This window comes from Vespertiliibacter pulmonis (assembly GCF_013377275.1).
Lineage (GTDB): Bacteria > Pseudomonadota > Gammaproteobacteria > Enterobacterales > Pasteurellaceae > Vespertiliibacter > Vespertiliibacter pulmonis.
In genome coordinates this window covers 669337-691453 of record NZ_CP016615.1, presented here as the reverse complement: position 1 = coordinate 691453, position 22117 = coordinate 669337, and the positions used below count along the sequence as shown (strand labels likewise).

Annotated in this window: 23 protein-coding genes; 16 read left to right on the top strand and 7 right to left on the bottom strand. The window is 38.6% G+C overall.

The window, feature by feature from the left end:
• Positions 1 to 479: 479 nt before the first annotated feature.
• The 4 genes from A6B43_RS03410 to rfaC all read left to right on the top strand — a co-directional run bounded on the left by A6B43_RS03410 (position 480) and on the right by rfaC (position 4357).
• Entirely contained in the window at positions 480 to 1832 is a 1353-nt protein-coding gene (locus tag A6B43_RS03410) for a LysM-like peptidoglycan-binding domain-containing protein (protein WP_124211589.1), read from the top strand.
• 84 nt (positions 1833 to 1916) lie between these two features.
• Positions 1917 to 2339 carry an MliC family protein gene (locus tag A6B43_RS03405; RefSeq protein ID WP_124211588.1) on the top strand — a complete coding sequence of 141 codons (423 nt, stop codon included), beginning with the start codon at positions 1917 to 1919 and terminating at the stop codon, positions 2337 to 2339.
• Positions 2340 to 2348: 9 nt separating this feature from the next.
• Positions 2349 to 3407, top strand: a complete 1059-nt coding sequence (gene waaF, locus A6B43_RS03400; protein WP_124211587.1) for a lipopolysaccharide heptosyltransferase II — start codon at positions 2349 to 2351, stop codon at positions 3405 to 3407.
• Positions 3407 to 4357, top strand: coding sequence for a lipopolysaccharide heptosyltransferase RfaC (gene rfaC / locus A6B43_RS03395; RefSeq protein WP_124211586.1), 951 nt, complete (start codon positions 3407 to 3409; stop codon positions 4355 to 4357). Before waaF ends, rfaC begins: the two co-directional genes overlap by 1 nt.
• Positions 4358 to 4373: 16 nt before the next feature.
• Here the strand turns inward: rfaC and crp are convergent, their stop codons facing one another.
• From crp to coaBC, 5 genes are all read right to left on the bottom strand, one after another.
• Complete coding sequence (gene crp / locus A6B43_RS03390) at positions 4374 to 5048, bottom strand: cAMP-activated global transcriptional regulator CRP (protein ID WP_124211622.1); 675 nt, start codon at positions 5046 to 5048, stop codon at positions 4374 to 4376.
• A 61-nt stretch (positions 5049 to 5109) separates the two neighbouring features.
• Entirely contained in the window at positions 5110 to 5331 is a 222-nt protein-coding gene (locus tag A6B43_RS03385) for a YheU family protein (protein WP_124211585.1), read from the bottom strand.
• Positions 5332 to 5345: 14 nt separating this feature from the next.
• The gene (slmA, locus tag A6B43_RS03380) at positions 5346 to 5951 is read right to left on the bottom strand and encodes a nucleoid occlusion factor SlmA (RefSeq protein ID WP_124211584.1); all 606 of its coding nucleotides are present in this window, start codon (positions 5949 to 5951) and stop codon (positions 5346 to 5348) included.
• 50 nt (positions 5952 to 6001) lie between these two features.
• On the bottom strand, positions 6002 to 6457 hold the full coding sequence (gene dut / locus A6B43_RS03375; RefSeq protein WP_124211583.1) for a dUTP diphosphatase: 456 nt from the start codon (positions 6455 to 6457) through the stop codon (positions 6002 to 6004).
• 345 nt (positions 6458 to 6802) lie between these two features.
• Entirely contained in the window at positions 6803 to 8005 is a 1203-nt protein-coding gene (gene coaBC, locus A6B43_RS03370; protein ID WP_124211582.1) for a bifunctional phosphopantothenoylcysteine decarboxylase/phosphopantothenate--cysteine ligase CoaBC, read from the bottom strand.
• A 181-nt stretch (positions 8006 to 8186) separates the two neighbouring features.
• Here coaBC and radC point away from each other — a divergent pair, with 181 nt between their 5' ends.
• The 8 genes from radC (at position 8187) to yidD (ending at position 13869) form a co-directional block, all read left to right on the top strand.
• Positions 8187 to 8891, top strand: a complete 705-nt coding sequence (gene radC, locus A6B43_RS03365) for a RadC family protein (RefSeq protein WP_176672526.1) — start codon at positions 8187 to 8189, stop codon at positions 8889 to 8891.
• A gap of 146 nt (positions 8892 to 9037) precedes the next feature.
• Positions 9038 to 9274: a 50S ribosomal protein L28 gene (rpmB, locus tag A6B43_RS03360; RefSeq protein ID WP_124211581.1), complete on the top strand. Its 237-nt coding sequence runs from the start codon at positions 9038 to 9040 to the stop codon at positions 9272 to 9274.
• 11 nt (positions 9275 to 9285) lie between these two features.
• Positions 9286 to 9456: a 50S ribosomal protein L33 gene (gene rpmG / locus A6B43_RS03355; RefSeq protein WP_124211580.1), complete on the top strand. Its 171-nt coding sequence runs from the start codon at positions 9286 to 9288 to the stop codon at positions 9454 to 9456.
• Positions 9457 to 9788: 332 nt separating this feature from the next.
• Positions 9789 to 11147, top strand: a complete 1359-nt coding sequence (locus A6B43_RS03350) for a diaminobutyrate--2-oxoglutarate transaminase (protein WP_124211579.1) — start codon at positions 9789 to 9791, stop codon at positions 11145 to 11147.
• Between the two features lie 153 nt (positions 11148 to 11300).
• Positions 11301 to 12833, top strand: coding sequence for a pyridoxal phosphate-dependent decarboxylase family protein (locus A6B43_RS03345; protein WP_124211578.1), 1533 nt, complete (start codon positions 11301 to 11303; stop codon positions 12831 to 12833).
• Positions 12834 to 13092: 259 nt separating this feature from the next.
• A complete protein-coding gene (gene rpmH / locus A6B43_RS03340) occupies positions 13093 to 13227 on the top strand; it encodes a 50S ribosomal protein L34 (RefSeq protein WP_005599701.1) in 135 nt (44 codons plus the stop codon).
• A gap of 28 nt (positions 13228 to 13255) precedes the next feature.
• Complete coding sequence (gene rnpA, locus A6B43_RS03335; RefSeq protein ID WP_124211577.1) at positions 13256 to 13639, top strand: ribonuclease P protein component; 384 nt, start codon at positions 13256 to 13258, stop codon at positions 13637 to 13639.
• Entirely contained in the window at positions 13579 to 13869 is a 291-nt protein-coding gene (gene yidD / locus A6B43_RS03330; RefSeq protein WP_124211576.1) for a membrane protein insertion efficiency factor YidD, read from the top strand. The genes rnpA and yidD overlap by 61 nt, the downstream gene beginning before the upstream one ends.
• A 3-nt stretch (positions 13870 to 13872) precedes the next feature.
• Here the strand turns inward: yidD and A6B43_RS03325 are convergent, their stop codons facing one another.
• Positions 13873 to 14481, bottom strand: coding sequence for a YigZ family protein (locus A6B43_RS03325; RefSeq protein WP_124211575.1), 609 nt, complete (start codon positions 14479 to 14481; stop codon positions 13873 to 13875).
• Positions 14482 to 14638: 157 nt separating this feature from the next.
• On the opposite strand from A6B43_RS03325, the gene A6B43_RS03320 reads away from it, so the two are divergent.
• The 3 genes from A6B43_RS03320 to A6B43_RS03310 all read left to right on the top strand — a co-directional run bounded on the left by A6B43_RS03320 (position 14639) and on the right by A6B43_RS03310 (position 18883).
• Positions 14639 to 15601 (top strand): TAXI family TRAP transporter solute-binding subunit, encoded by a 963-nt coding sequence (locus tag A6B43_RS03320; RefSeq protein WP_124211574.1) that lies wholly within the window; start codon positions 14639 to 14641, stop codon positions 15599 to 15601.
• Positions 15602 to 15726: 125 nt separating this feature from the next.
• Positions 15727 to 18357 (top strand): TRAP transporter permease, encoded by a 2631-nt coding sequence (locus tag A6B43_RS03315; RefSeq protein WP_176672525.1) that lies wholly within the window; start codon positions 15727 to 15729, stop codon positions 18355 to 18357.
• A gap of 100 nt (positions 18358 to 18457) precedes the next feature.
• Positions 18458 to 18883 carry a universal stress protein gene (locus A6B43_RS03310; protein ID WP_124211572.1) on the top strand — a complete coding sequence of 142 codons (426 nt, stop codon included), beginning with the start codon at positions 18458 to 18460 and terminating at the stop codon, positions 18881 to 18883.
• Positions 18884 to 19219: 336 nt separating this feature from the next.
• Here A6B43_RS03310 and ggt read toward each other — a convergent pair whose 3' ends face one another.
• The gene (gene ggt, locus A6B43_RS03305) at positions 19220 to 20983 is read right to left on the bottom strand and encodes a gamma-glutamyltransferase (RefSeq protein ID WP_124211571.1); all 1764 of its coding nucleotides are present in this window, start codon (positions 20981 to 20983) and stop codon (positions 19220 to 19222) included.
• A 158-nt stretch (positions 20984 to 21141) separates the two neighbouring features.
• On the opposite strand from ggt, the gene fmt reads away from it, so the two are divergent.
• Entirely contained in the window at positions 21142 to 22095 is a 954-nt protein-coding gene (fmt, locus tag A6B43_RS03300; protein ID WP_124211570.1) for a methionyl-tRNA formyltransferase, read from the top strand.
• Positions 22096 to 22117 lie beyond the last annotated feature (22 nt).

Sequence of the window (22117 nt, the reverse complement as noted above, 5' to 3'; positions counted from 1 at the left end):
GTTGCTCTACTATTTGTTTTGGTTGTTCTACCCCTTGTACTACGGTTTGTTGTTGTACAACTGGTTGTACCGCTTGTGCTGGTGAGGTTTGAAGGTTTTCATCTGCTAAGGTAAAAGTAGATATAAAACCCAATAGTAGTGAGAGACCTATTTTAGTTACATTTTGGCTGATGTTTTTTGAAAGATTTTTCATAGTAACTCCTTTTTGGAATAATAAAATAAGAATGTATAGCAATAGTTACGATAGAGATTAGCTCTTTGAGTTACAAGAATGGCTAATAATTTTTGCGATAGAGATCGAGAAAATCATAAAAACTAGTCAATGTCGGGAATGATTGAGCGTTGTTTTTGTCATAATACGAGCGATAATTAGCAGCTATAAAATTAACCATTATAATAAGAAAAATCGTGCTGAAATTTAATAAATCCATTAGAATAAACAATTAGATTTTTTGTAATTTCCCTTTTGGAATAGTGTAATGAACCCATATAACCAACGTAAAGAGCCAGTTTTTGGCCAGCCTAATGTTTCAACTACTGATGAGGTAAATGAAGCCGAAAAGAAAGCAAATCAAATTGCTGAAGAAGAAAATGTAAAGCCAGAAAAGCCAAAAGTTGCATTTTCATTGCATACTAAAAATGCACCAAATTACACCTTTACCCCTGTAATGAAGCGTCCAGCTGACAGTGCCCAAGTATTATCAACTTTAGAAGAAAAAGCAGAGCAAACAATGTCTAATGAAAAAATGCCAGTAAATGAATCAATTTCACCCGTTTCACCAGAGACAAAAGCTAAAACAAATGGTGGTTTTACCTTTGCCCCCGTAACAGAAGAGCATCAGGTTACTGAGCCATTAAAAACGGAAGAAAAAAAAGAAACGGTAGCTCCAAATGAGCCTGCCGTTGATAGTAATACAGTTGAGCGAGTTATTCCAGCAACAGCTGCAAAAGTGAGTAAAACCAATATTGATAAAGTGCCATCAAAATATCGTCGTTTAATTATTGTACTGCTCTTATTGTTGTTGGTTGGCATTGCGATTGTGTTATTAAAACCAAAAACACCAGAAAGCGTAGAAACATTGCAAGAGCAAGGATCTAGCTTACCGATTGAGTTCCGCCCTGTTGATGAAGAGGAAGCAAAACGAGCAGAAGCTCAAGCGAAAGCACTGCAAGAACAAGCTCAACAATCTACTGAAATTGCTGTACAGCCCAATGTTAATGAACAGTCTGTACAGTCGGTACAAAATAGTTCTGCGGTGGAAAATGTTGCAGATACTCAAACACAAGCAGTGCAAACATCTCAAACTGCAACAGTTGAACAACCGACAGCTAAACCTGTGGAACATAAGCCTGTGGTTACGGTAGTGCGTAAGCCAGAAACAGCAGGTAGTGTCATTTATCAGCCAGAAGTTGTGACTAAACCGACTAAAGTTGTTCAAGCTGTTCAGCCGAAAAATGTTCAACCGAAACCAACGGTACACGCAGTACAGCCTAAAGCTGTTGAAGTACGAAAACCAGTAGAGGTAGTAAAAGCGGTAGCTCCAACCCCTGCTGTAAAAGCTATACCTGCTCCAACTAAAGTTGCAGCAGTTGTTGCGAGTAAGACATTAACGGTGCCGAAAGGAGTTTCATTAATGCAAGTTTTCCGTGATAATAACTTGAATATCTCAGATGTAAATGCAATGAGCAAAGTAAATGGCATTGTGAGTAATTTAAAAGTCGGTGAACGAGTGACCGTACGTTTAGATAAAAATAACCGTGTTGTTGAAATGAGTATTGGCTCGGGTGGTAAGTTTATTCGCCAAGAGAGCGGTAGTTATATTTATAGATAAAATTAGTGATAAAGAGCAACGAAGAGTTGCTCTTTTTTTGTTAATAAAATTAGGTATTGCATTGAAGTATTGATAGGGACAGTGATGAAATTATTACCGAGAGTAGGAATGTGTATGTTAGTTCTATCGCTAACAGCTTGTACAATGACCACAATTTCTCCGATTGAGCAAGTCCAAAAAAGTATCGGGAAAGAGGGGGAACTAGAGCCTAAGCAAAGCGTGAAATCGGCCAGAGTAGAAAAGCAAGATCGAGTAAAGCTACCAGTGGTGCGAGAGTATGTTTGTCAGCAACAAAAAATAGTACGTGTTCAGCCCTTATCTAAGAAAAAAAATAGCCCGATTACAGTGAGCTTTGAACAAATGTCTTATCAATTGTCGCCAAAAGTATCAAGTAAAGGGAAAAAATATAGCAATATCCGTTGGATCTGGTTGGAACGTTTTAATGGCCAAGCAATTCTGAGCGATAGTAGCAATCAACCGCTAGCAGTTGGCTGTATAAGAAAATAGGAAAGTGAAATGAATATTTTAGTGATTGCTCCGTCTTGGGTGGGTGATATGATGATGTCGCAAGCCTTATATCAACAGCTTAAGGTGAACTATCCCGATTGCCAAATTGATGTAATGGCACCTGATTGGTGTCGTCCGTTGTTAGATAGAATGCCTGAAGTACGTAAAGCAATTTCAATGCCGATTGGACACGGTTCTTTTGCTCTATGCAAGCGGTATGATTTAGGTAAAAATTTGCGTAATCAATATGATCTGGCGATTATTCTCCCCAATTCGCTGAAATCTGCTTTTATTCCTTTATTTGCTAAAATTAAGCAACGCCGAGGTTGGAAAGGGGAAATGCGTTATGGTTTGCTTAATGATCTGCGTAGCAATAAACGGGATTACCCAATGATGGTACAGCGTTATATTGCATTAGCTTATGAGCAAGGGAAAGTGCCGATTGAGCCTCAATTACCAAAAATTTATCCCTATTTGCAAGTTAATGCGGAGCAGATCACCCAAACTAAAATACATTTTGTAAAGCAGTTTGATTATGCGGAAAATCGTCCAGCTATCGCTTTTTGCCCAGGAGCAGAATTTGGACCAGCCAAACGTTATCCTGATTATCATTATGCGAAATTAGCAGAAATGTTAATTGAACAGGGATATAGTATTCGGTTATTTGGTTCAAAAAAAGATGAGTTAGTGGCGGAAAAAATTTGCTTTGCTTTACCCAAAGATATTCAACGTTACTGTGTAAACCTAGCGGGGCAAACGGATCTCAATCAAGCGGTCGATTTATTGGCTGATTGTATTGCTGTAGTGAGCAATGATTCAGGGCTGATGCACATCGCAGCTGCGTTAAACCGACCGCTTGTTGCTCTTTATGGTCCAACAAGCCCACAATATACGCCACCGTTATCTGATAATGCGGTGATTATTCGTCTTATTGAGGGAGATCTCATTAAAATTCGCAAAGGAGAAGGGGGAGATGGTTATCATCAAAGTTTAATTGATATTCCACCTGCAATGGTATTTGAAAAGCTCCAAATGTTATTGAAAAATCAAGAAAATAGCCATTTATAATGAAAATTTGTGTTATTAAAACCTCTTCGATGGGTGATGTTATTCATACATTACCAGCTTTGACAGATGCTCAAAATGCAATCAGTAATTTGCAGGTCGATTGGGTAGTTGAGCCTGCTTTTGCAGAAATTCCCCGTTGGCATTCAGCAGTAAACCAAGTTATTCCCTTTGCTTGGCGGGAGTGGCGTAAGCGGCTATTTCATCGGGAAACTTGGCAAGCGTGGAAAGCCTACAAACAGCAACTGCAAGTAGAAAAATATGATGCGGTTATTGATGCTCAAGGCTTACTTAAAAGTGCAATGTTGGCAACTCATTTAGCCCAAGGGGTTAAATATGGTTATGATAAAAAGAGTGCACGAGAACGATTTAGCACTTATTTTTACGATAGAGCCTTTAATATTCCTTATCAACAGCACGCTGTTGAACGCATTCGTAAACTGTTTTCGATGACATTAGGCTATCCCCTCCCAACTACGATAGGCGACTACGGGCTTGCAAAAAATAGATTAGATCTAACCGCTTGTTCCCCTTATTTGATTGCTATTCACGCTACAACCCGAGCAGATAAACATTGGAAAGAGCATTATTGGCTGGAGTTGTTTCATCGACTTGCTTTGTTTAACATAGAAATTCGCTTGCCTTGGGGAAATTTAGAAGAGTTTAAGCGAGCAACACGGTTAGCACAACAGTGTGCAAATATTCGAGTGCTACCGAAACTTACATTAACAGAGCTGGCGAGTGAAATTGTAGGTGCAAAAGGAGTTATTTCGGTGGACACAGGATTAAGCCATTTAACCGCAGCATTAGATAAAGTTAATGTGGTTTTATATGGTGCAACTGATCCAAAATTGATCGGAGCTTATGGCAAACATCAGATCTATTTACAGGCAGATGGAATGGATAAAATTCTGCCAGATCAGGTTTTTCAGGCAATAAAAAAGGCGATTTAATCGCCTTTTGTTTTTATTATCGTGTACCGTAAACAACAATAGTTTTACCGTGAGCGGTAATTAACCCTTCGTCTTCCAGCATCTTTAAAATTCTGCCCACAGTTTCACGAGAACAGCCAACCATTTGCCCAATTTCTTGGCGGGTAATTTTGATTTGCATTCCTTCTGGATGTGTCATTGCATCGGGTAATTTCGCTAAATTCATCAGAGTTTGTGCAATTCGTCCTGTAACATCTAGAAAAGCAAGGTTACTTACTTGACGAGAGGTCATTCGTAAACGACGCGCCATTTGAGTGGAAAGATACATTAAAATATCTGGATTAAGGTGAACTAATTGTTTGAATTTTTTATAAGAAATTTCGGCAATTTCACAGTTGCCTTTAGTGCGGACCCACGCAGTTCGAGGTTGTATTTTATCTTCGAATAACCCAATTTCACCGACAAACTCACCTTGTCCAAGGTTAGTAAGTAGCATCTCTTTTCCTTCATCATCTTTGATAAAGACAGAAACTGAACCGCTAACAATATAAAATAATGAAAGGGATTCTTCCCCTGCATTAATGAGCGTATATTTTGCTGGGTAACGATGAATATGACAATGGCTTAGAAACCATTCAACAATGGGATCGTGAACCGAAGGAAGTGGACTGACATTTTCAAGTTGAGCAGTAGAAATTGAAACATCTTGCATAACAGTGTTGAAATCCATTAAAAGTATTCATTTTATTTACGGAATTTTAACATAGTTCCGTCTATTCCCCTAAAAAAGATTTTTTATCTTTAATATCAAGGCTTTGATGAAGTTCTGACCAAACAATAACGACTTTATCTGCCTGTAATTGTGCCAGTAATCTTGTGCGTTTTTCCTCAAGGGAAAGTTCTCGTTCGCCATAGTCTGTGCCTTCTCGTAAAATAAAGGAATCCAGTACATTGTAAAGAGTATCTTGCTCAAGGGCTTGCCAAGGGATAATCATATTTTTCTAATTTCCTAATAGAAAAGAGGCTTAATTAAAGCCCACTGTTTTTCAAAATGATGGTGTTGATTAAAACTAAAATTTGAACGGACTAAGCGTAAACACTGTCCTTCGCAGAAATTGACTAAATAGCCTGCTACTGCCCGTTCATCAGGGAATGTTTTACCTTCTCGTAATTTTCGCATTTGGAATAAATTGATAAATTGTAGTTCTAAGCGATCGAAAAATTTTGCAATACGGTGGGTGAGCAGGGTATCTTCAAACATTAAAGCGTGCCCTGTTAAAATGCGGGTGACGCCAGGGTTCTTTTGCGCAAATTCCAAGATAGCTTGCAGAATAGCTTTCACGGCATCTTCCGTATTTTCTTTACGTTTACTGGCATTGATATAGCTAGTAAGTGTTAGCTCTATTTGTTCAATTAAAGCTTCAAACATTTTAGTTTTACTTGGAAAATAGCGGTATAACGCTCCTTCTGAAACGCCTATGGCAGCCGCTAATCGTTCGGTGGTAATGCGTTGCATTCCATCTTCTGAGTTGAGCAACCCGATCAGGACTTCAAGGACTTGCTGACGGCGTTCTTTTACTGATTTTTTAGGCATTTTTATAGTCGGGGCTATCACATTTTCTCCTTGCAAAATATCACCAAAAATGATCGCTTGTATTCGTATAATTATTGTTTACCTGAATGACCGAAACCGCCTTCACCTCGTTCAGTGGTAGAAAATTCTTGAACAATATTAAAGTTGGCTTGCACCACAGGAACAAAGACTAACTGTGCAATTCTATCACCAATTTCAATGGTAAACGGTGTGTTGCTTCTATTCCATAGAGAAACCATTAACGGACCTTGATAATCAGAATCAATCAGTCCGACTAAATTACCAAGCACAATCCCATTTTTATGCCCTAATCCAGAACGAGGTAAAATAACAGCGGCTAAGTTTGGATCGGCAATATAAACTGAAATCCCTGTTGGAATTAACACAGTTTGTCCTGCCTCAACGGTGAGGGGGTGTTCGAGTAGCGCTCTTAAATCTAACCCAGCAGACCCTTCGGTCGCATAGGTCGGCAGGGGAAATTCTGAACCAATACGGCTATCTAAAATTTTTAAATCAATTTGTTTCATATTTATTTTCCTAATTTGATTAGAGAACGTTTTAAGTAGTTTTTAGAATTTCACAGGATAGCTAGCCAATTTTCTTGAGTTTTTACTAACTCCCATTTGTAGTAGAGCTCAAAGAGAGCTACGATTTCATTTTCGGTTACAACGAACTCCGTTGGATTATAACTAATGATGAGCTGATGATTCTCAACAAAATGAATAGGTGCATAAAATTAGTATCTTTCAGATTCGCATTTATACCAATTTGCGTAATGTTCATATTAGTCAGTAAGCGAATATGACAGCATTCTGTATATTGGGAAAAATGCCTTCTCTCTGATGCGTTTTAGTCGTAATCAGCTACATAAATTAATCTTGTTTATACTGTTTAATAATTTCTTCAACTAGGGTAGTGGCTAATTCTGATTTAGTTGCAAGCGGCAAGATTTTCTCACTGTGTTGCCAAAATAGATGCAAGCTGTTTTGCTCTGAACCAAACACTTTTCCGTTTGATACATCATTGGCACAAATAAGATCTAATTTCTTACGTTGAAGTTTTGCTTTGGCATATTCAGTAACGTTTTCTGTTTCTGCAGCAAAGCCAACAGTAAAAGGTCTATTTTGCGTAAGATTAGAGATATTAGCGATAATATCGGGATTTTTAACCAATTTTAGCGTTAATTCTTCCTGATTATCGGTTTTCTTTATTTTCTGATCGGCGATAATTTCTGCACGATAATCTGCAACGGCTGCACAGCCGATAAAAATGGCAGATTTTTGAGCAAAACTTACCGCTTGCTGTTCCATTTCTAACGCTGAAATAACATCAACACGAGTTACATTTTTAGGCGTTGCTAAATTTACTGGACCTGCAATAAGGGTAACCTTTGCCCCCCGTTTGGCAAAGGCCTCGGCAATCGCAAAGCCCATTTTTCCTGAACTATGGTTGCTGATATAGCGCACAGGGTCGAGGGCCTCTCTAGTTGGGCCTGCAGTAATTGTAACAGTTAAGTCATTGAGATCGGTCGTTTGGGTAAAATATTCTCGAATAGCGTGAAAAATTTCACTCGGTTCGGACATTCTGCCTGAACCAATATCGCCACAAGCTTGAAAGCCATCATTAGGACCAACAGTTAGTACTCCTTGTTTACGCAATTTTTTCAGATTTTTTTGTACTACAGGTTGTTTGTACATTTGTTGGTTCATTGCTGGTGCGAGTAAGATTGGTGCAGTTGTTGCTAAACAAAGGGTGGAGAGTAGATCATTTCCCATTCCTACTCGTAGTCGAGCAATAAAATCGGCACTGGCAGGGGCAATAACAATTAAATCAGCCCATTTAGCTAATTCAATGTGTCCCATTGCGAGTTCTGCTTGGGGATCGAGTAATGAAGTTGCAACGGCATTGCCTGAAATGGCTTGTAGAGTAAGAGGTGTAACAAAGGCTTCTGCTGCAGGGGTTAGCACAACACGAACCTCAGCTTCCGCAGTTTTAAGTTGACGGATTAGTTCGATGGTTTTATAAGCGGCAATTCCACCCGTAATGCCGATAACAATTTTTTTATGGCTTAACATTGCTTTCACTACCTATATGAATTTAGATTTGAAAAATGATGCCCTATTCTACGCAAATAGGTGCTCACTCTCAATCGGTTATTTTTGCGATTATTGTCGTAAAATAATGAAATGTCTTTTGTTTGTCAGTCGTATTTTTCCTATCCTTTCGACTTAAAATAATGAGTTAATTGGATAAATTATGTGTAAACAACAATCTACGAATGATTGTGAGCAAATGCCTCGTGAAAAATTATTGGCTCAGGGAGCTGAGTCGTTAAGCGATCAAGAGCTACTTGCAATTTTCTTACGAACAGGGATTAAAGGTACGCCTGTTTTGACTTTGGCTGAACAAGTGTTGGAACATTTTGGTTCATTGCGAGGGCTGTTAATGGCAAATATTGATGATTTTTGTCAAGTAAAAGGGCTTGGTAAAACACAATATATCCAGTTGCAAGCAACAAAAGAGATGACAAAGCGGCATTTAGCTCAGCAAATGCGAATGAATAGTACGATAAATGAACCTGATTTAGCAGTGATGTATTTCCAAACGATGCTGGAAGATGATGAACGTGAGGTGTTTATGGTGCTATTTTTAGATAATCAACATCGGCTACTTCGTCAGGAAAAGTTATTTTTTGGTACAGTTAATCAGACCTCTGTTCACCCTCGAGAAATTATTAAAGCGGCATTGAAATGTAATGCTGCTGCTATTTTAGTAGCGCATAATCATCCATCGGGAACTTGTAAGCCGAGTGAAGCTGATCGTTATATGACGAGGCGGATTGAAATGGCATGTGAATTAGTGGATATTCGGTTAGTTGATCATATTATTATAGGAAAAGGTGAGTATTTTTCATTCGAAGAAGATAAACTTCACCGTGAAATTGAACAAATTTCCCCTTGAATGCCCAGGGTAAATTCAGTATAATTCTCAATCTTTAAAATAGTCTGTGGGTCGGGTTGATATACCTGACGAGGTAGTCGGTAGAATTTAGTGCTGATAACCCGAACCATTTAGCTTAAGCTTAAGTAATCATTGGAGAATTTCAAATGTCTAGAGTCTGTCAAGTAACAGGCAAGCGTCCAACCGTTGGTAACAACCGTTCGCACGCGATGAATGCGACTAAACGTCGTTTTCTACCAAATCTTCATACTCACCGTTTTTGGGTTGAGAGTGAAAAACGTTTCGTAACTTTACGCTTAACAGCTAAAGGTATGCGTATCATTGATAAGAAAGGCATTGATGCAGTATTAGCTGACATTCGTGCTCGTGGCGAGAAAATCTAAGGAGCTAAACGATGGCAGCTAAAGGTACTCGTGAGAAAATTAAATTAGTTTCAACTGCTGAAACTGGTCATTTCTACACAACGACTAAAAATAAACGTAATATGCCAGAAAAAATGGAAATCAAAAAATTTGATCCCGTTGTGCGTAAACACGTTCTTTATAAAGAAGCAAAAATTAAATAATTTGTTTCGGAATAAATAAAACCCAGCTTTTGCTGGGTTTTTTGTTTGTAAATTATGGATAAAATCAGGTTATTTGTTCTAAAAATACTTTTATTTTTACTGAAAAAAAGTACCATTGCTCTCTCTTAAATATTGTTTGATATTTAAGATCTGTTTCCAACCTACCTCTTTTCAGGGGATTTAGGGCAAAAACAAAAAAGCTGAAACGCTTTTTTTAATAAGTAGCGAGTCAAATGCCCCAAGGCATCTATTCTTTAGAAATAGAAAGCTTAGGCTTTCCGTAAGGCACCCGACTTATTTTTTTAACCTCTTATAGAAGGTCTTTTCTTAAAATGACAAAAATCCCAGTAATGCCTGTCCAAACCAGCAATGATTATTATCTTACCCGCCAAACTGAAATGGAATCGAATGTGCGTAGTTATCCACGCAAATTACCGCTTGCGATTGCAAAAGCTCAAGGCTGTTGGGTTACTGATGTTGAAGGTAATGAGTATCTCGATTGTTTAGCGGGCGCAGGCACTTTAGCACTAGGACATAACCACCCTGCGGTTATTCAAGCAATTCAAGGTGTTTTAGCTAGTGGATTGCCATTACACACCCTTGATTTAACCACACCACTAAAAGATGCATTTAGTGAAGAGCTACTCTCATTTTTTCCTAAAAATGAATACTGTTTGCAATTTTGTGGCCCATCAGGTGCTGATGGAACAGAAGCTGCGATTAAATTAGCTAAAACTTATACAGGCAGAGGAAATGTAATCTCTTTTTCGGGAGGCTACCACGGTATGACTCACGGATCATTATCAATGACAGGAAACCTCAATGCGAAAAATGCTGTTCAGAATTTAATGGCAGGCGTACAGTTTATGCCATATCCACACGAATATCGTTGTCCGTTAGGCATTGGTGGCGAGGCGGGCGTGGACGCATTAACCTATTATTTTGAGAATTTCATTGAAGATGTTGAAAGTGGTGTTGTTAAACCAGCTGCAGTGATTCTTGAAGCTATTCAAGGTGAAGGTGGAGTGGTAATTGCACCTGCTAAATGGCTACAGAAAATTCGAGAAGTAACAAAAAAACACGGCATTGTGCTGATTTTAGATGAAGTACAAGCAGGTTTTTGTCGTTCAGGGAAAATGTTTGCTTACGAACACGCAGGTATTGATCCTGATATTGTGGTGATGTCAAAAGCCATTGGAGGCAGTTTACCTTTAGCGGTATTGGCGATTAAAAAAGAGATTGATGTATGGCAGCCAGCGGGGCATACGGGAACATTTCGTGGCAATCAAATGGCAATGGCGACAGGCTATGCTTCATTAAAAATTATGAAAGAGCAGAATTTAGCCCAAAATGCACAGGAACGAGGCGAGTTTTTAATCGCTGAATTGCAAAAGTTGGCACAAACCTACCGCTGTATTGGAAATGTGCGGGGAAGAGGTTTGATGATTGGTATTGAAATTGTTGATGAACGTCAGCCACAAGACCGTCTTGGTGCTTATCCTGCGGACGGAGCATTAGCTGCTGAAATTCAAAAAGCCTGTTTTCAGCATAAATTGCTTTTAGAACGAGGCGGACGGGGTGGTAATGTTGTGCGTATTTTATGTCCTTTAATTATTACCCAAGCAGAATGTGAAGAAATGATTAAGCGTTTTTCACAAGCGGTGTGTGATGCATTAAAAGCGGTTCGTTAATTTTAACTTTACTAGGCGAGATTTAGGCTCGCCTTCATTCAATTAATACAAAATCGACAAGGGCTGATTGTTTAACCCAATTAGGAATGCTTAAATCGGGTAATATAGCTATGCGGGTTAAGCAGTTTTCCTCTGAATAATTTAGGATACAGAATGACAACTTTTGCAAAACATAAACAAGCCTTGCTGTGTAATGATCAGCAAGCCATTCAAGATTATGAAATGGCAATGGAAACGGCGGTAAAAGCGGTAAGTAGCTGGTTGAAAAATAAAAAAATGTACACGGGTGGTTCGATTAAACAGTTACGTTCTGCGATTGAATTTATCCCTTCAAAAGAAGGTTTAGGAATAGAAAAATCATTAGAGCGGTTAGTTGAACTCTTTTTAAATAAAAGTTTGAAAGTTCACCACCCTCACTCGTTAGCACATTTGCATTGCCCGACAATGGTAACAAGCCAGATTGCGGAAGTTCTCATCAATGCGACTAATCAATCAATGGACTCGTGGGATCAAAGCCCTGCGGGTTCTTTGATGGAAGTTCAGCTAATTGAATGGTTACGAGAAAAAATAGGCTACGGAAAAGGGCAGGCGGGGGTTTTTACATCAGGTGGAACGCAATCTAATTTAATGGGGGTATTGCTTGCCCGTGATGCCTGCATTGCCAAGCATTGGCAGACGGCAGATGGGAAGCCGTGGTCTGTGCAGAAGGAAGGCATTCCCGCAGAAGCAATGCAAAAAGTGAAAGTAATCTGTTCGGAAAATGCTCATTTCTCTGTACAGAAAAATATGGCGATGATGGGAATGGGATTTCAGTCCGTTGTTACTGTGCCTTGTAATGAAAATGGGCAAATGGACGTAGCCGCATTAGAAAAAATACTTGGGGATCTTACCGCTGGTGGAAAAATTCCTGCGTGTATTGTGGCAACGGCAGGTACAACCGATGCGGGTGCAATCGATCCGATTAAGCAGATCTGCAAAATTGCTGAACAATATGATGCGTGGGTTCACGTTGATGCGGCATGGGGCGGTGCATTATTGCTGTCTAATGATTATCGGCATTGGCTTGATGGGATTGAATTGGCGGATTCAGTTACCTTAGATTTCCATAAGCATTTCTTTCAAAGTATATCTTGTGGTGCGTTTTTACTTAAAAATGAAACAGAGTATCGTTATATTGATTACAAAGCAGATTACCTTAATTCTGAATATGATGAAGAACACGGTGTGCCGAATTTAGTGTCGAAATCTTTACAGACTACACGCCGTTTTGATGCCCTTAAACTATGGTTTACTATTGAAGCGTTAGGTGAAAAGCTGTACGGCTCAATGATCGATCACGGTATCAAATTAACACAAGAAGTCTCTGATTATATTAAAGCGACAGAACATTTAGAAATGTTAGTTGAACCACAATTTGCTTCGGTCTTATTTCGTGTCGTGCCTAAAAATTTTCCTGAACATTTAATTGATAGCTTAAATCAAAATGTTGCCGATGAGCTTTTTGCAAGAGGGGAAGCGAATATAGGCGTAACAAAAGTGGGTGATCATCAGGCGCTGAAGATGACTTTACTCAATCCTGTGGCAACATTTGATGATGTGAAGGCATTACTCACACAAGTGTTGCAACAAGCAAAACGAGTTCAAGGGGCGATAGTGCAAGGGGAATATACGCCAGTTATTGATTAAAATGGTTAGAAATAAGGCGTTGATATGATATTTTTGAAGGGTATTTTACCTGCTAATATGCTGTTTATTGTTTAAACTTACCGCTTGTTATTTAGGGATTATAATGAATAAAGCAGAGAGAGCATTGGTAAGATATCTGAAACAAATTTCAGCATTTACCTTGATCTTTAATGGCTTTATCGGTAAAATCAACGCCCTATTTTTATGATCCCTTATTTGGCTATTGCCAATAAATTTAAATTACTTAGGTAGATAACAAATGAAACGTACATTTCAACCATCTGTATTAAAACGTGCTCGTACTCACGGTTTCCGTGCTCGTATGGCAACTAAAAACGGTCGTCAAGTATTAGCACGTCGTCGTGCTAAAGGTCGTAAGTCTTTATCTGCATAATTGTAGATAAACAGCCAAAACACATTGTGTGAATAAGCTAACTTTTTCTCGGGAGCTACGTTTGTTAGCTCCCGTTCAGTTTCAAGCGGTTTTTGAAAAACCCCTTCGAGCAACTACACCTCAACTTACTTTACTCTCTCGTCAAAATACGGTTGAAACTGCCCGTTTGGGGCTTACTGTCGCTAAAAAGCATTTAAAAAGAGCACATGATCGAAATCGTATCAAACGAATTGTGCGAGAAAGTTTCCGTTTAAAACAATATGAATTACCAAATTATGATTTTGTTTTTGTTGCAAAAGCAGGTATTGGTAAATTATCCAATCAGGATTTATTTGAGGTTTTAGAAAAATTATGGAAACGCCACATTCGTCTCGCCCAACAAGTACAAATCGAGCTATTAAACCAAGCCTAGTTGCTTATTTTCTTATGGGGGCTGTGCATTTTTACCGTTATGCGATTAGCCCGATGCTCGCTCCTCGTTGTCGTTTTTACCCAACCTGTTCTCAATATGCTTTAGAGGCAATTCAACTGCATGGAGCGTTTAAGGGCGGTTGGTTATCTATAAAGCGGATTATGCGATGTAATCCGCTTAGTGAAGGGGGAGAAGATCCTGTTCCACCTAAATGTCATTGTAAAAAATAGCGTTTATTCGACCGCTTGTAAGATTAATTTCCCATTAAATCGTTCGGTAATTTCCTGTTCAATTTTTGATAATTCTGTTGGGTTTATCCCAATTACTAAGTGAACACCTTCTCCAAATTGTTGTTCCAGAATTTCAATATCCCAGTGAGCAATTAAATGCTGTAAGCTATGGAATTGATGATAATCACATTGCAAGCGGTAGCTTTTGCGTAAGATTTTGCAGGTCTTTTCAATAAGGGCTAATGCCTGATGTACCCCATTACCATAAGCTCGGACTAACCCGCCAGTACCAAGCAGAATGCCCCCCGAATATCGGACAACAACCGCACTTACTTCGCCTAATTGACTGCCTAATAAATAATTTAACATCGGCTTTCCCGCTGTGCCTGAAGGTTCACCATCATCGGAAAAGCCGTATTGTTGCGAATCATTAGGCGCTCCCGCAATAGAAGCCCAGCAGTGATGACGAGCATTTGGGTGCAATGTCCTAATTTCTGCCCAAAATGCTTTCGCTTGTTTCATACCTTCTGTATGACGAATATAAGTAATGAACTGACTTTTTTTGATCTCTTCTTTGAAAATAGCTTCGGTTTTAGGGATAAAGAATTGCATAATTTAGTAATGATTTTGTAAAATTTTTGTGATCTTTGTCATATTATGAAAAGAAATCGATTGCCTATTAAATTAAACTCAAGTATATCTACATTGTTTTGTAATGTGGTGATATTTATTCCGCATTCTATTCTTTCCTGATAAGAGGATCTATTAGATGAAAAAATTATTCAAATATTCTTTATTTGCAACCTTAGCAGTTTCTGCTATTTCTGCTCAAGCAGAAGATAGATTTATTACTATCGGCACAGGTGGTCAAACAGGTGTTTATTATGTTGTTGGGCAATCTATTTGCCAATTAGTAAATCGTAGTACCGCACAGACACATGTTAAATGTAATGCGCCATCAACAGGTGGTTCAGTTGCTAATTTAAATTCAATTGCGGATAAACAGATGGATATGGGAATTGCACAATCTGACTGGCAATTCCACGCCTACAATGGTTCAAGTTCTTTTGAAGGCAAGAAAAATGATAAACTTCGTGCTATTTTTTCTATTCACCCAGAACCGTTTACTGTAATGGCTCGTGATGATGCATCTATCAATAGTTTTGATGACTTAAAAGGTAAACGTGTGAATGTGGGTGATCCAGGTTCAGGTACACGGGCGACGATGAACGTTATTTTAAAGGCGAAGGGCTGGACAGATAAAGAATTTAAAGTGGCATCAGAGTTAAAGCCATCAGAAATGGCATCTGTGATGTGTGATAATAATTTAGATGCAATTACTTATAACGTAGGTCATCCAAACGGTGCTTTAAAAGAGGCTGCAGCATCTTGTAATACTCATTTAGTTCCTGTAACGGGTGAAGCGATTGATAAATTGGTTAATGATCACCCTTACTATGCTAAAGCGACTATTCCAGGTGGTTTATATAAAGGAACAGATAAGCCTGTTGAGAGCTTTGGGGTTTATGCAACTTTAGTTACTTCAGCAGATGTAGATAACGATAAAGTGTATGCGGTCGTAAAAGCCGTGTTTGAGAACTTTGATCGCTTCAAACGTCTTCACCCTGCATTTGAAAATCTTAAACAAGAAGATATGATCAAAAATGCATTATCTGCTCCTTTACACGAAGGTGCTGCACGCTATTATCGAGAGAAAGGTTGGCTTAAGTAATCTATTATTGGGTTATTAGAGAAAACTCTTTGGTTATAGCCTTTTCAGTTTATTAACAAGCGGTTATTTATCTGCAAAATTTTGCAAAAATCCGACCGCTTGTTTTCGTATTTTTAGGAATTCCTATGTCTTTAGAAAAAACAGCAACATACGATGATTTGCAAGATATGGTTGCCTCTAACGATTCAGGTGGACGCAATCCAATTGGTTTAACGAAAAAAATTGTGATCGCTGTAGCGATCTTGTGGTCTTTATTTCAACTTTATTACACGTCACCATTTCCGTTTTGGTTACAAGAAGTTATCCGTAATTTAGGTTGGGATCTGAATGTGGTTGTTGATGACACCAAAGCACGTTCTATTCATTTAGCTTTTGCTATATTTTTAGCTTACTTATTATTTCCTGCTTTTGCGGTTTCGCCAAAACATCGAGTCCCTTATCAAGACTGGCTATTTGCAACGCTTGGAGCATTTGTCGGAGCATACTATATTTTCTTCTATGAAGGGTTAGTAACTCGTTTTGGTGCACCTAATAGCCAAGATATTATTGTTGGGTGTTTAGGGGTGATTTTATTACTTGAGGCGTGCCGTAGAACATTAGGATTACCATTAGTAGTGATTGCAGGTGTTTTTCTGACTTATAACTATTTCGGACAATTTTTACCTACAGATTGGATTATTAGCCACCGTTCAGGTTCTATGTCGCAAATAATTAATCAGCAATGGATTACGACTGAAGGTGTATTTGGTGTTGCGTTGGGTGTATCCACTAAATATGTCTTCTTATTTGTGTTATTTGGTGCATTACTAGATAAAGCCGGGGCAGGTAATTATTTTATTAAAACTGCGTTCGCCTATTTAGGGCACTTCAGTGGCGGACCTGGTAAGGCTGCGGTAGTTTCTTCTGCATTAACTGGACTGGTGTCAGGTTCTTCGATTGCGAATGTAGTAACAACGGGAACGTTTACTATTCCAATGATGAAAAGAGTTGGACTAAGTTCTGAAAAGGCTGGGGCGATTGAAGTTGCTTCATCAGTTAATGGGCAAATTATGCCACCAGTAATGGGTGCGGCAGCATTTTTGATGATTGAATATGTCAATATGCCATACAGTGAGCTTATTACACACGCTTTTCTCCCTGCTTTTATTTCTTACATTGCATTAGTTTATATAGTACATCTTGAAGCACAAAAATTAGGGCTTAAGGGGTTGCCGAGAACTGATCCGCCTAATCCTATTTATGTTACCTTAATTCGTGCATTAGCAAGTTTCTTGGTGATTTGTATAGCTTATTTCATTCTTGATTTCAGTTTAGGCTGGATAAAACTTGTTGCACCGAATTATGCTTTTGCTATTGTTTGTGGAATTCTCACAGTAGCTTATTTAGCACTTATTCGCAGAGTTGCAAAATTCCCAGATTTAGAGCCTGATGACCCGAATGCGAAAATTGTCAAATTACCATCAGCAAAACCGACCGTAAATGCAGGATTACACTACCTTTTACCTGTGGTTGTTCTGATGTGGTGTTTAATGATTGAGAGAATGTCTCCAGGGCTTTCAGCCTTTTGGGGTACAATGGCATTAGCCGTTATTTTAATTACGCAACGTCCGCTTTTATCATTTTTCCGTGGTGAAGCAGGAAATAAATTAGCATTGGCTAAACAAGGCCTCCAAGAACTCATTGACGGTTTAGAATCTGGTGCACGCAATATGATCGGTATTGGTATTGCAACTGCAACAGCGGGTATTATCGTTGGTGTTGTTTCGCTTACAGGCTTTGGCGTACAACTTTCGGGTATTATCGAAATGCTTTCAATGGGCAATATTTTATTGATGCTCATTTTAGTAGCCATTTTCAGTTTAATTTTAGGAATGGGCTTACCAACCACTGCAAATTATATTGTGGTGTCTTCGCTTATGGCGTTAGTTATTGTTGAAGTAGGTAAGCAAAATGGCTTAATTGTGCCATTGATTGCTGTTCATTTATTTGTGTTCTATTTTGGGATTATGGCCGATGTTACGCCACCTGTTGGACTTGCTTCTTTTGCAGCAGCAGCTATTTCTGGAGGCAGCCCTATTCAAACTGGGGTACAGGCATTCTTGTACAGTTTAAGAACCGCTATTCTGCCTTTCCTCTTTATCTTTAATACGGATTTGTTGTTGATTGATGTTGGCTGGGCTAAAGGTATTTTAGTCTTCATTACCGCAACCTGTGGTATTTTAGTCTTTACTGCTGCCACAATGGGCTATTTTGTGGTGCGTAATAAATGGTGGGAAAGCGCAGTATTGTTACTGGCTGCCTTTATGCTATTCCGACCAGGGTTCTTTATGGAGCCGATTTCACCAACATTACGTCATATTGAACCCGCTCAGCTCGTACAAGAGCTAGAACATACTGAAGTGGGCGAAAATTTGATGTTAAAAATATCTGGTATAAACCCTTATGGTAAGCAGGTTGAATTTTATTCACAACTGCCTATTCCAGAAGGAAACACAGGTGAAGATCGGTTAAAAGCATTAGGTTTAACTTTACTTAATACAAATGAAACCATTGAATTTAATGGCCAACCTTCGCCGAAAATTTTAATTGATAATGTTGAAATTGATTCACCAGCAGCAAAAGCAGGGCTTTCGTGGGATCAAGTTTTACTTGAAGTTGATTTGCCGAGAGAGTCGATACCAAAAGAGTTGATGTTTTTCCCTGCATTGTTATTAGTGTTTGGTGTTGTTTGGAACCAACGCCGTAGAAAGGCATAACAAAATAAGCGGTTAGTTTTGCAATAAATTTGTCAGAATTAACCGCTTGTCGTTCTCTTTTAACCCCTAATCTATTTTAGAATAAAAGGAAGTGAGTTAAATGTATAACAAACTACTTATTGCGATTGATCTTAATGATCTAAACAGTGCAAAATTTGTGGTAGATACTGCATTGAGCTTAACCGCTCATAATCCCGATGCAATTTACAGAGTTGTAACGGTGATTGAACCTATTGATGATAGTTTCATTTCTGCATTCTTGCCTAAAAATTTTAATAAATCGCTGGTTGATGAAGCGAATAAGGCCCTACATACTTTTACGCAAACCTATTTCCCAGAAGGCTCAAAAGTGCAACATATTGTGGCTTATGGAACGATTTATGAAGAAATTAACCGTCTTGCAGAAGAAAAATCGGTTGATCTTATTGTGATGTTAGCCAGTAGTAAACCTAAGGCAAAAGGGTTAAGTTCAAATACAGTTAAAGTGGCTAGAAATAGTGAAAAACCAATGTTACTTTTACGTTAAATAAATGGCTACAATTCTTTGCAACCGTTTTGTTAATATTTAATATAGGATAAAATTTGAGTGCTTACTTAATGGCTTGTTACTAGGTAATGAGATATGAGTAACCCTTAGGCTCAAATTTGAATGCCTTTTATTATTTTCACAATTTTATTTATAAGTATTAAAAAACTTTAAGTTTGTTTAGATAAAACGATGTTGTTATGTGATTAGTTGATAATCAAACAGGTTTAATATCGTTTGTATGCAATATTGATCCAGTTAAAATTTTAGTGAAAAGAGTTATTAAAAAAGCAACGTTTAACCGTTGCTTTTTTTCTTGTATCTTAGCAAACGGCTTTAAAATCCTAATGTTTTACCGTCTGGATTACGAGGATCAGAATATCCATAAAAGCCATCATCTCTTGCTTGGATAATCTGAACTTTCCCCATAGGGGCTTTGATTTTAATATGATGCCCTTTTTCTTTTAGTAACGCTAATGTATCTGGGCTAATCCCTTCTTCAATACGTAGTTCATCGGGTAGCCATTGATGATGAACCCTTGGCGTAACAATAGATTCAGCTGGGTTCATATCGTGATCGATAATGTTCGAAATACTTTGTAAGACGGTAGTAATAATTCTTGCTCCGCCTGGGCTACCTGTTACTAGCCAAGGTTTGCCATCTTTCAGTACGATAGTTGGTGTCATTGAGGATAATGGGCGTTTTTTCCCTTCAATCGCATTAGCGTCACCACCAATTAAACCAAAAGCATTAGCCACGCCAGGTTTGGCAGAGAAGTCGTCCATTTCATTGTTTAATAAAATTCCTGTACCTTCTGCCACAATACCACTCCCAAAATTAAGGTTGAGCGTATAGGTAACACCAACAGCATTGCCGGCTTTATCCATTACTGAATAGTGGGTAGTTTGATCACTCTCATAGGGTTGTGGTTTGCCTGGTTTAATTTCGCTAGCAGGTCTTGCTTTATTTTCATCAATGTTTGCAATCAATGATTTTGCATAGGCTTTAGAAGTTAGCCCTTTCACTGGGATTTTAACAAAATCAGGATCGCCTAAATATTCAGAGCGGTCAGCATAGGCTAATTTCATTGTTTCAGCTAAGTGATGAATAGTGTTAGCACTATTTGAACCATATTCTTTAAGCGGATAGTTTTCTAGCATATTAAAAATTTGAACTAAATGAATTCCACCTGAGCTTGGCGGTGGCATTGTTACTATTTTATAGCCTCGGTAATCGCCAGTGATCGGTAAGCGTTCAATAGCTTGATAATTTTTCATATCATCAAGGCTAATTAAGCCATTATGTTTTTCCATTTCTTGCACAATCTTCTGGGCAATTTCACCTTGATAAAATGCCTTTGAGCCATTTTCAGCAATTAAACGTAGGGAGTGGGCGAGATCTTTTTGTACTAAGCGATCGCCAACCACTAATGGTTTATCATTTTTAAAGAAGATCTTTTTGGAGCTTTCCCACTTACCAAGCGTGTCTGCTTCAATTTGTAGTTTTTTCGCAAGCGTATCACTTACAATGAATCCCTCTTCAGCAAGTTTAATTGACGGAGCAAGTACTTGTGCAAGAGAAAGCGTTCCAAATTTTTTCAGAGCAAGCTCCATACCTGCCACTGTGCCAGGCACGCCAACGGCAAAGTGAGTATGAAGCGATTTTCCATCTATTACATTGCCTTTTTCATCAAGATACATATCTCGAGAGGCTTTAATTGGTGCCATTTCACGAAAATCAATGGTGATATCTTCGCCTGATTTGGCATCGTGTAACACCATAAAACCACCTCCGCCAATATTTCCTGCATTTGGTAATACCACAGCGAGGGCAAAACCTGTGGCAACAGCAGCATCAATGGCATTTCCGCCTTGTTTGAGGATATCAATACCAATTTGTGTGGCTAGCTCTTGTTCACTTGCGACCATTCCATTTTTGGCATACACCGGGTGAAAAATATCTTTACTATTATCGTAACGAGCTGCTGCGGCTTGTGTTGCAGCGGTTTGTATTGGTGAGGTATTGGCGACAGAATAGTTAGTGGCGATTAAGAGAGCAGAAAGAGTGAGAAGAAATGTTTTTTTAGAACGATGAAACATAGCTTTTCCTAATAAATAGTAGATAAGTAGAAGCTATAAATTATGCCTTTTGCAATAAAAAATCAACAAAAATAAAACATTTATTTAACATTTATTTGCCAACTTGACATTAGATTATGCGTTACAATAGCTCTTTTAAATTAAAGACAATGTAATGTATGGAAAAATTAAAGATTATTTTTGCGGGAACGCCTGATTTTGCTGCAACGCATTTGCAAGCACTGTTAGCTTCAGAACATAATGTTATTGCAGTTTATACCCAGCCAGATAAGCCTGCAGGGCGAGGGAAAAAATTACAGGCAAGCCCTGTAAAGCAACTAGCAGAAGCAAGCCACATTCCCGTTTATCAACCTAAATCCTTACGAAATCCTGAAGCACAAGCAGAGCTAAAAGCACTAAATGCTGATGTAATGGTTGTCGTGGCGTATGGGTTAATTTTGCCTGAAGCCGTATTGAATGCACCGAGATTAGGTTGTTTAAATGTGCACGGCTCATTATTACCTCGTTGGCGTGGTGCAGCACCTATTCAGCGTGCAATTTGGGCAGGGGACGATGAAACGGGTATTACGATTATGCAAATGGATATTGGGTTAGATACGGGCGATATGCTTTACAAAGTGGCTTGTCCAATTTCAGCGAGGGAAACGTCAGCAAGTTTGTATCAGAAGTTAGCAGAAATAGCCCCACCTGCATTATTGACGGTATTGAATGGTTTAACAAGCGGTCAGTTTATACCAGAAAAACAGAACAATGATTTGGCAAATTATGCAGATAAACTCAGTAAAGAAGAAGCAAAATTAGATTGGAATCTCAGCGCTTGTCAGCTAGAACGTAATATTCGAGCGTTTAATCCGGCACCAATAGCCTATTTAACGGTAAATGTCGAAGGGGTTGAAGAACGTGTAAAAATTTATCAGGCAGATGTGCTTCCTCATCAAGAAAAGCCTGCTGGCACAATTCTCTCTGTTGATAAAACAGGTATTCAAATTGCAACTCAACAAGGCGTATTGAATATCACGCAGTTACAACCTTCAGGTAAAAAACCGATGTCTATTCAAGATTTCTTAAATGGACGAAGTGAGTGGTTTAAGGTTGGGAATTGTTTGGACTAGGTAGGCAATTCCGCACAATGAT

Bases quoted from the DNA above. Each gene is read 5' to 3' on its own strand.
- A6B43_RS03320 (WP_124211574.1), top strand. From the start codon at position 14,639: ATGAAAAAATTATTCAAATATTCTTTATTTGCAACCTTAGCAGTTTCT.
- crp (WP_124211622.1), bottom strand. From the start codon at position 5,048: ATGCAAGATGTTTCAATTTCTACTGCTCAACTTGAAAATGTCAGTCCA.
- A6B43_RS03345 (WP_124211578.1), top strand. From the start codon at position 11,301: ATGACAACTTTTGCAAAACATAAACAAGCCTTGCTGTGTAATGATCAG.
- dut (WP_124211583.1), bottom strand. From the start codon at position 6,457: ATGAAACAAATTGATTTAAAAATTTTAGATAGCCGTATTGGTTCAGAA.
- radC (WP_176672526.1), top strand. From the start codon at position 8,187: ATGTGTAAACAACAATCTACGAATGATTGTGAGCAAATGCCTCGTGAA.
- A6B43_RS03315 (WP_176672525.1), top strand. From the start codon at position 15,727: ATGTCTTTAGAAAAAACAGCAACATACGATGATTTGCAAGATATGGTT.
- A6B43_RS03410 (WP_124211589.1), top strand. From the start codon at position 480: ATGAACCCATATAACCAACGTAAAGAGCCAGTTTTTGGCCAGCCTAAT.
- rpmG (WP_124211580.1), top strand. From the start codon at position 9,286: ATGGCAGCTAAAGGTACTCGTGAGAAAATTAAATTAGTTTCAACTGCT.
- rfaC (WP_124211586.1), top strand. From the start codon at position 3,407: ATGAAAATTTGTGTTATTAAAACCTCTTCGATGGGTGATGTTATTCAT.
- A6B43_RS03310 (WP_124211572.1), top strand. From the start codon at position 18,458: ATGTATAACAAACTACTTATTGCGATTGATCTTAATGATCTAAACAGT.
- fmt (WP_124211570.1), top strand. From the start codon at position 21,142: ATGGAAAAATTAAAGATTATTTTTGCGGGAACGCCTGATTTTGCTGCA.
- yidD (WP_124211576.1), top strand. From the start codon at position 13,579: ATGGAAACGCCACATTCGTCTCGCCCAACAAGTACAAATCGAGCTATT.
- ggt (WP_124211571.1), bottom strand. From the start codon at position 20,983: ATGTTTCATCGTTCTAAAAAAACATTTCTTCTCACTCTTTCTGCTCTC.
- A6B43_RS03385 (WP_124211585.1), bottom strand. From the start codon at position 5,331: ATGATTATCCCTTGGCAAGCCCTTGAGCAAGATACTCTTTACAATGTA.
- coaBC (WP_124211582.1), bottom strand. From the start codon at position 8,005: ATGTTAAGCCATAAAAAAATTGTTATCGGCATTACGGGTGGAATTGCC.
- waaF (WP_124211587.1), top strand. From the start codon at position 2,349: ATGAATATTTTAGTGATTGCTCCGTCTTGGGTGGGTGATATGATGATG.
- rpmH (WP_005599701.1), top strand. From the start codon at position 13,093: ATGAAACGTACATTTCAACCATCTGTATTAAAACGTGCTCGTACTCAC.
- A6B43_RS03325 (WP_124211575.1), bottom strand. From the start codon at position 14,481: ATGCAATTCTTTATCCCTAAAACCGAAGCTATTTTCAAAGAAGAGATC.
- A6B43_RS03350 (WP_124211579.1), top strand. From the start codon at position 9,789: ATGACAAAAATCCCAGTAATGCCTGTCCAAACCAGCAATGATTATTAT.
- rpmB (WP_124211581.1), top strand. From the start codon at position 9,038: ATGTCTAGAGTCTGTCAAGTAACAGGCAAGCGTCCAACCGTTGGTAAC.
- A6B43_RS03405 (WP_124211588.1), top strand. From the start codon at position 1,917: ATGAAATTATTACCGAGAGTAGGAATGTGTATGTTAGTTCTATCGCTA.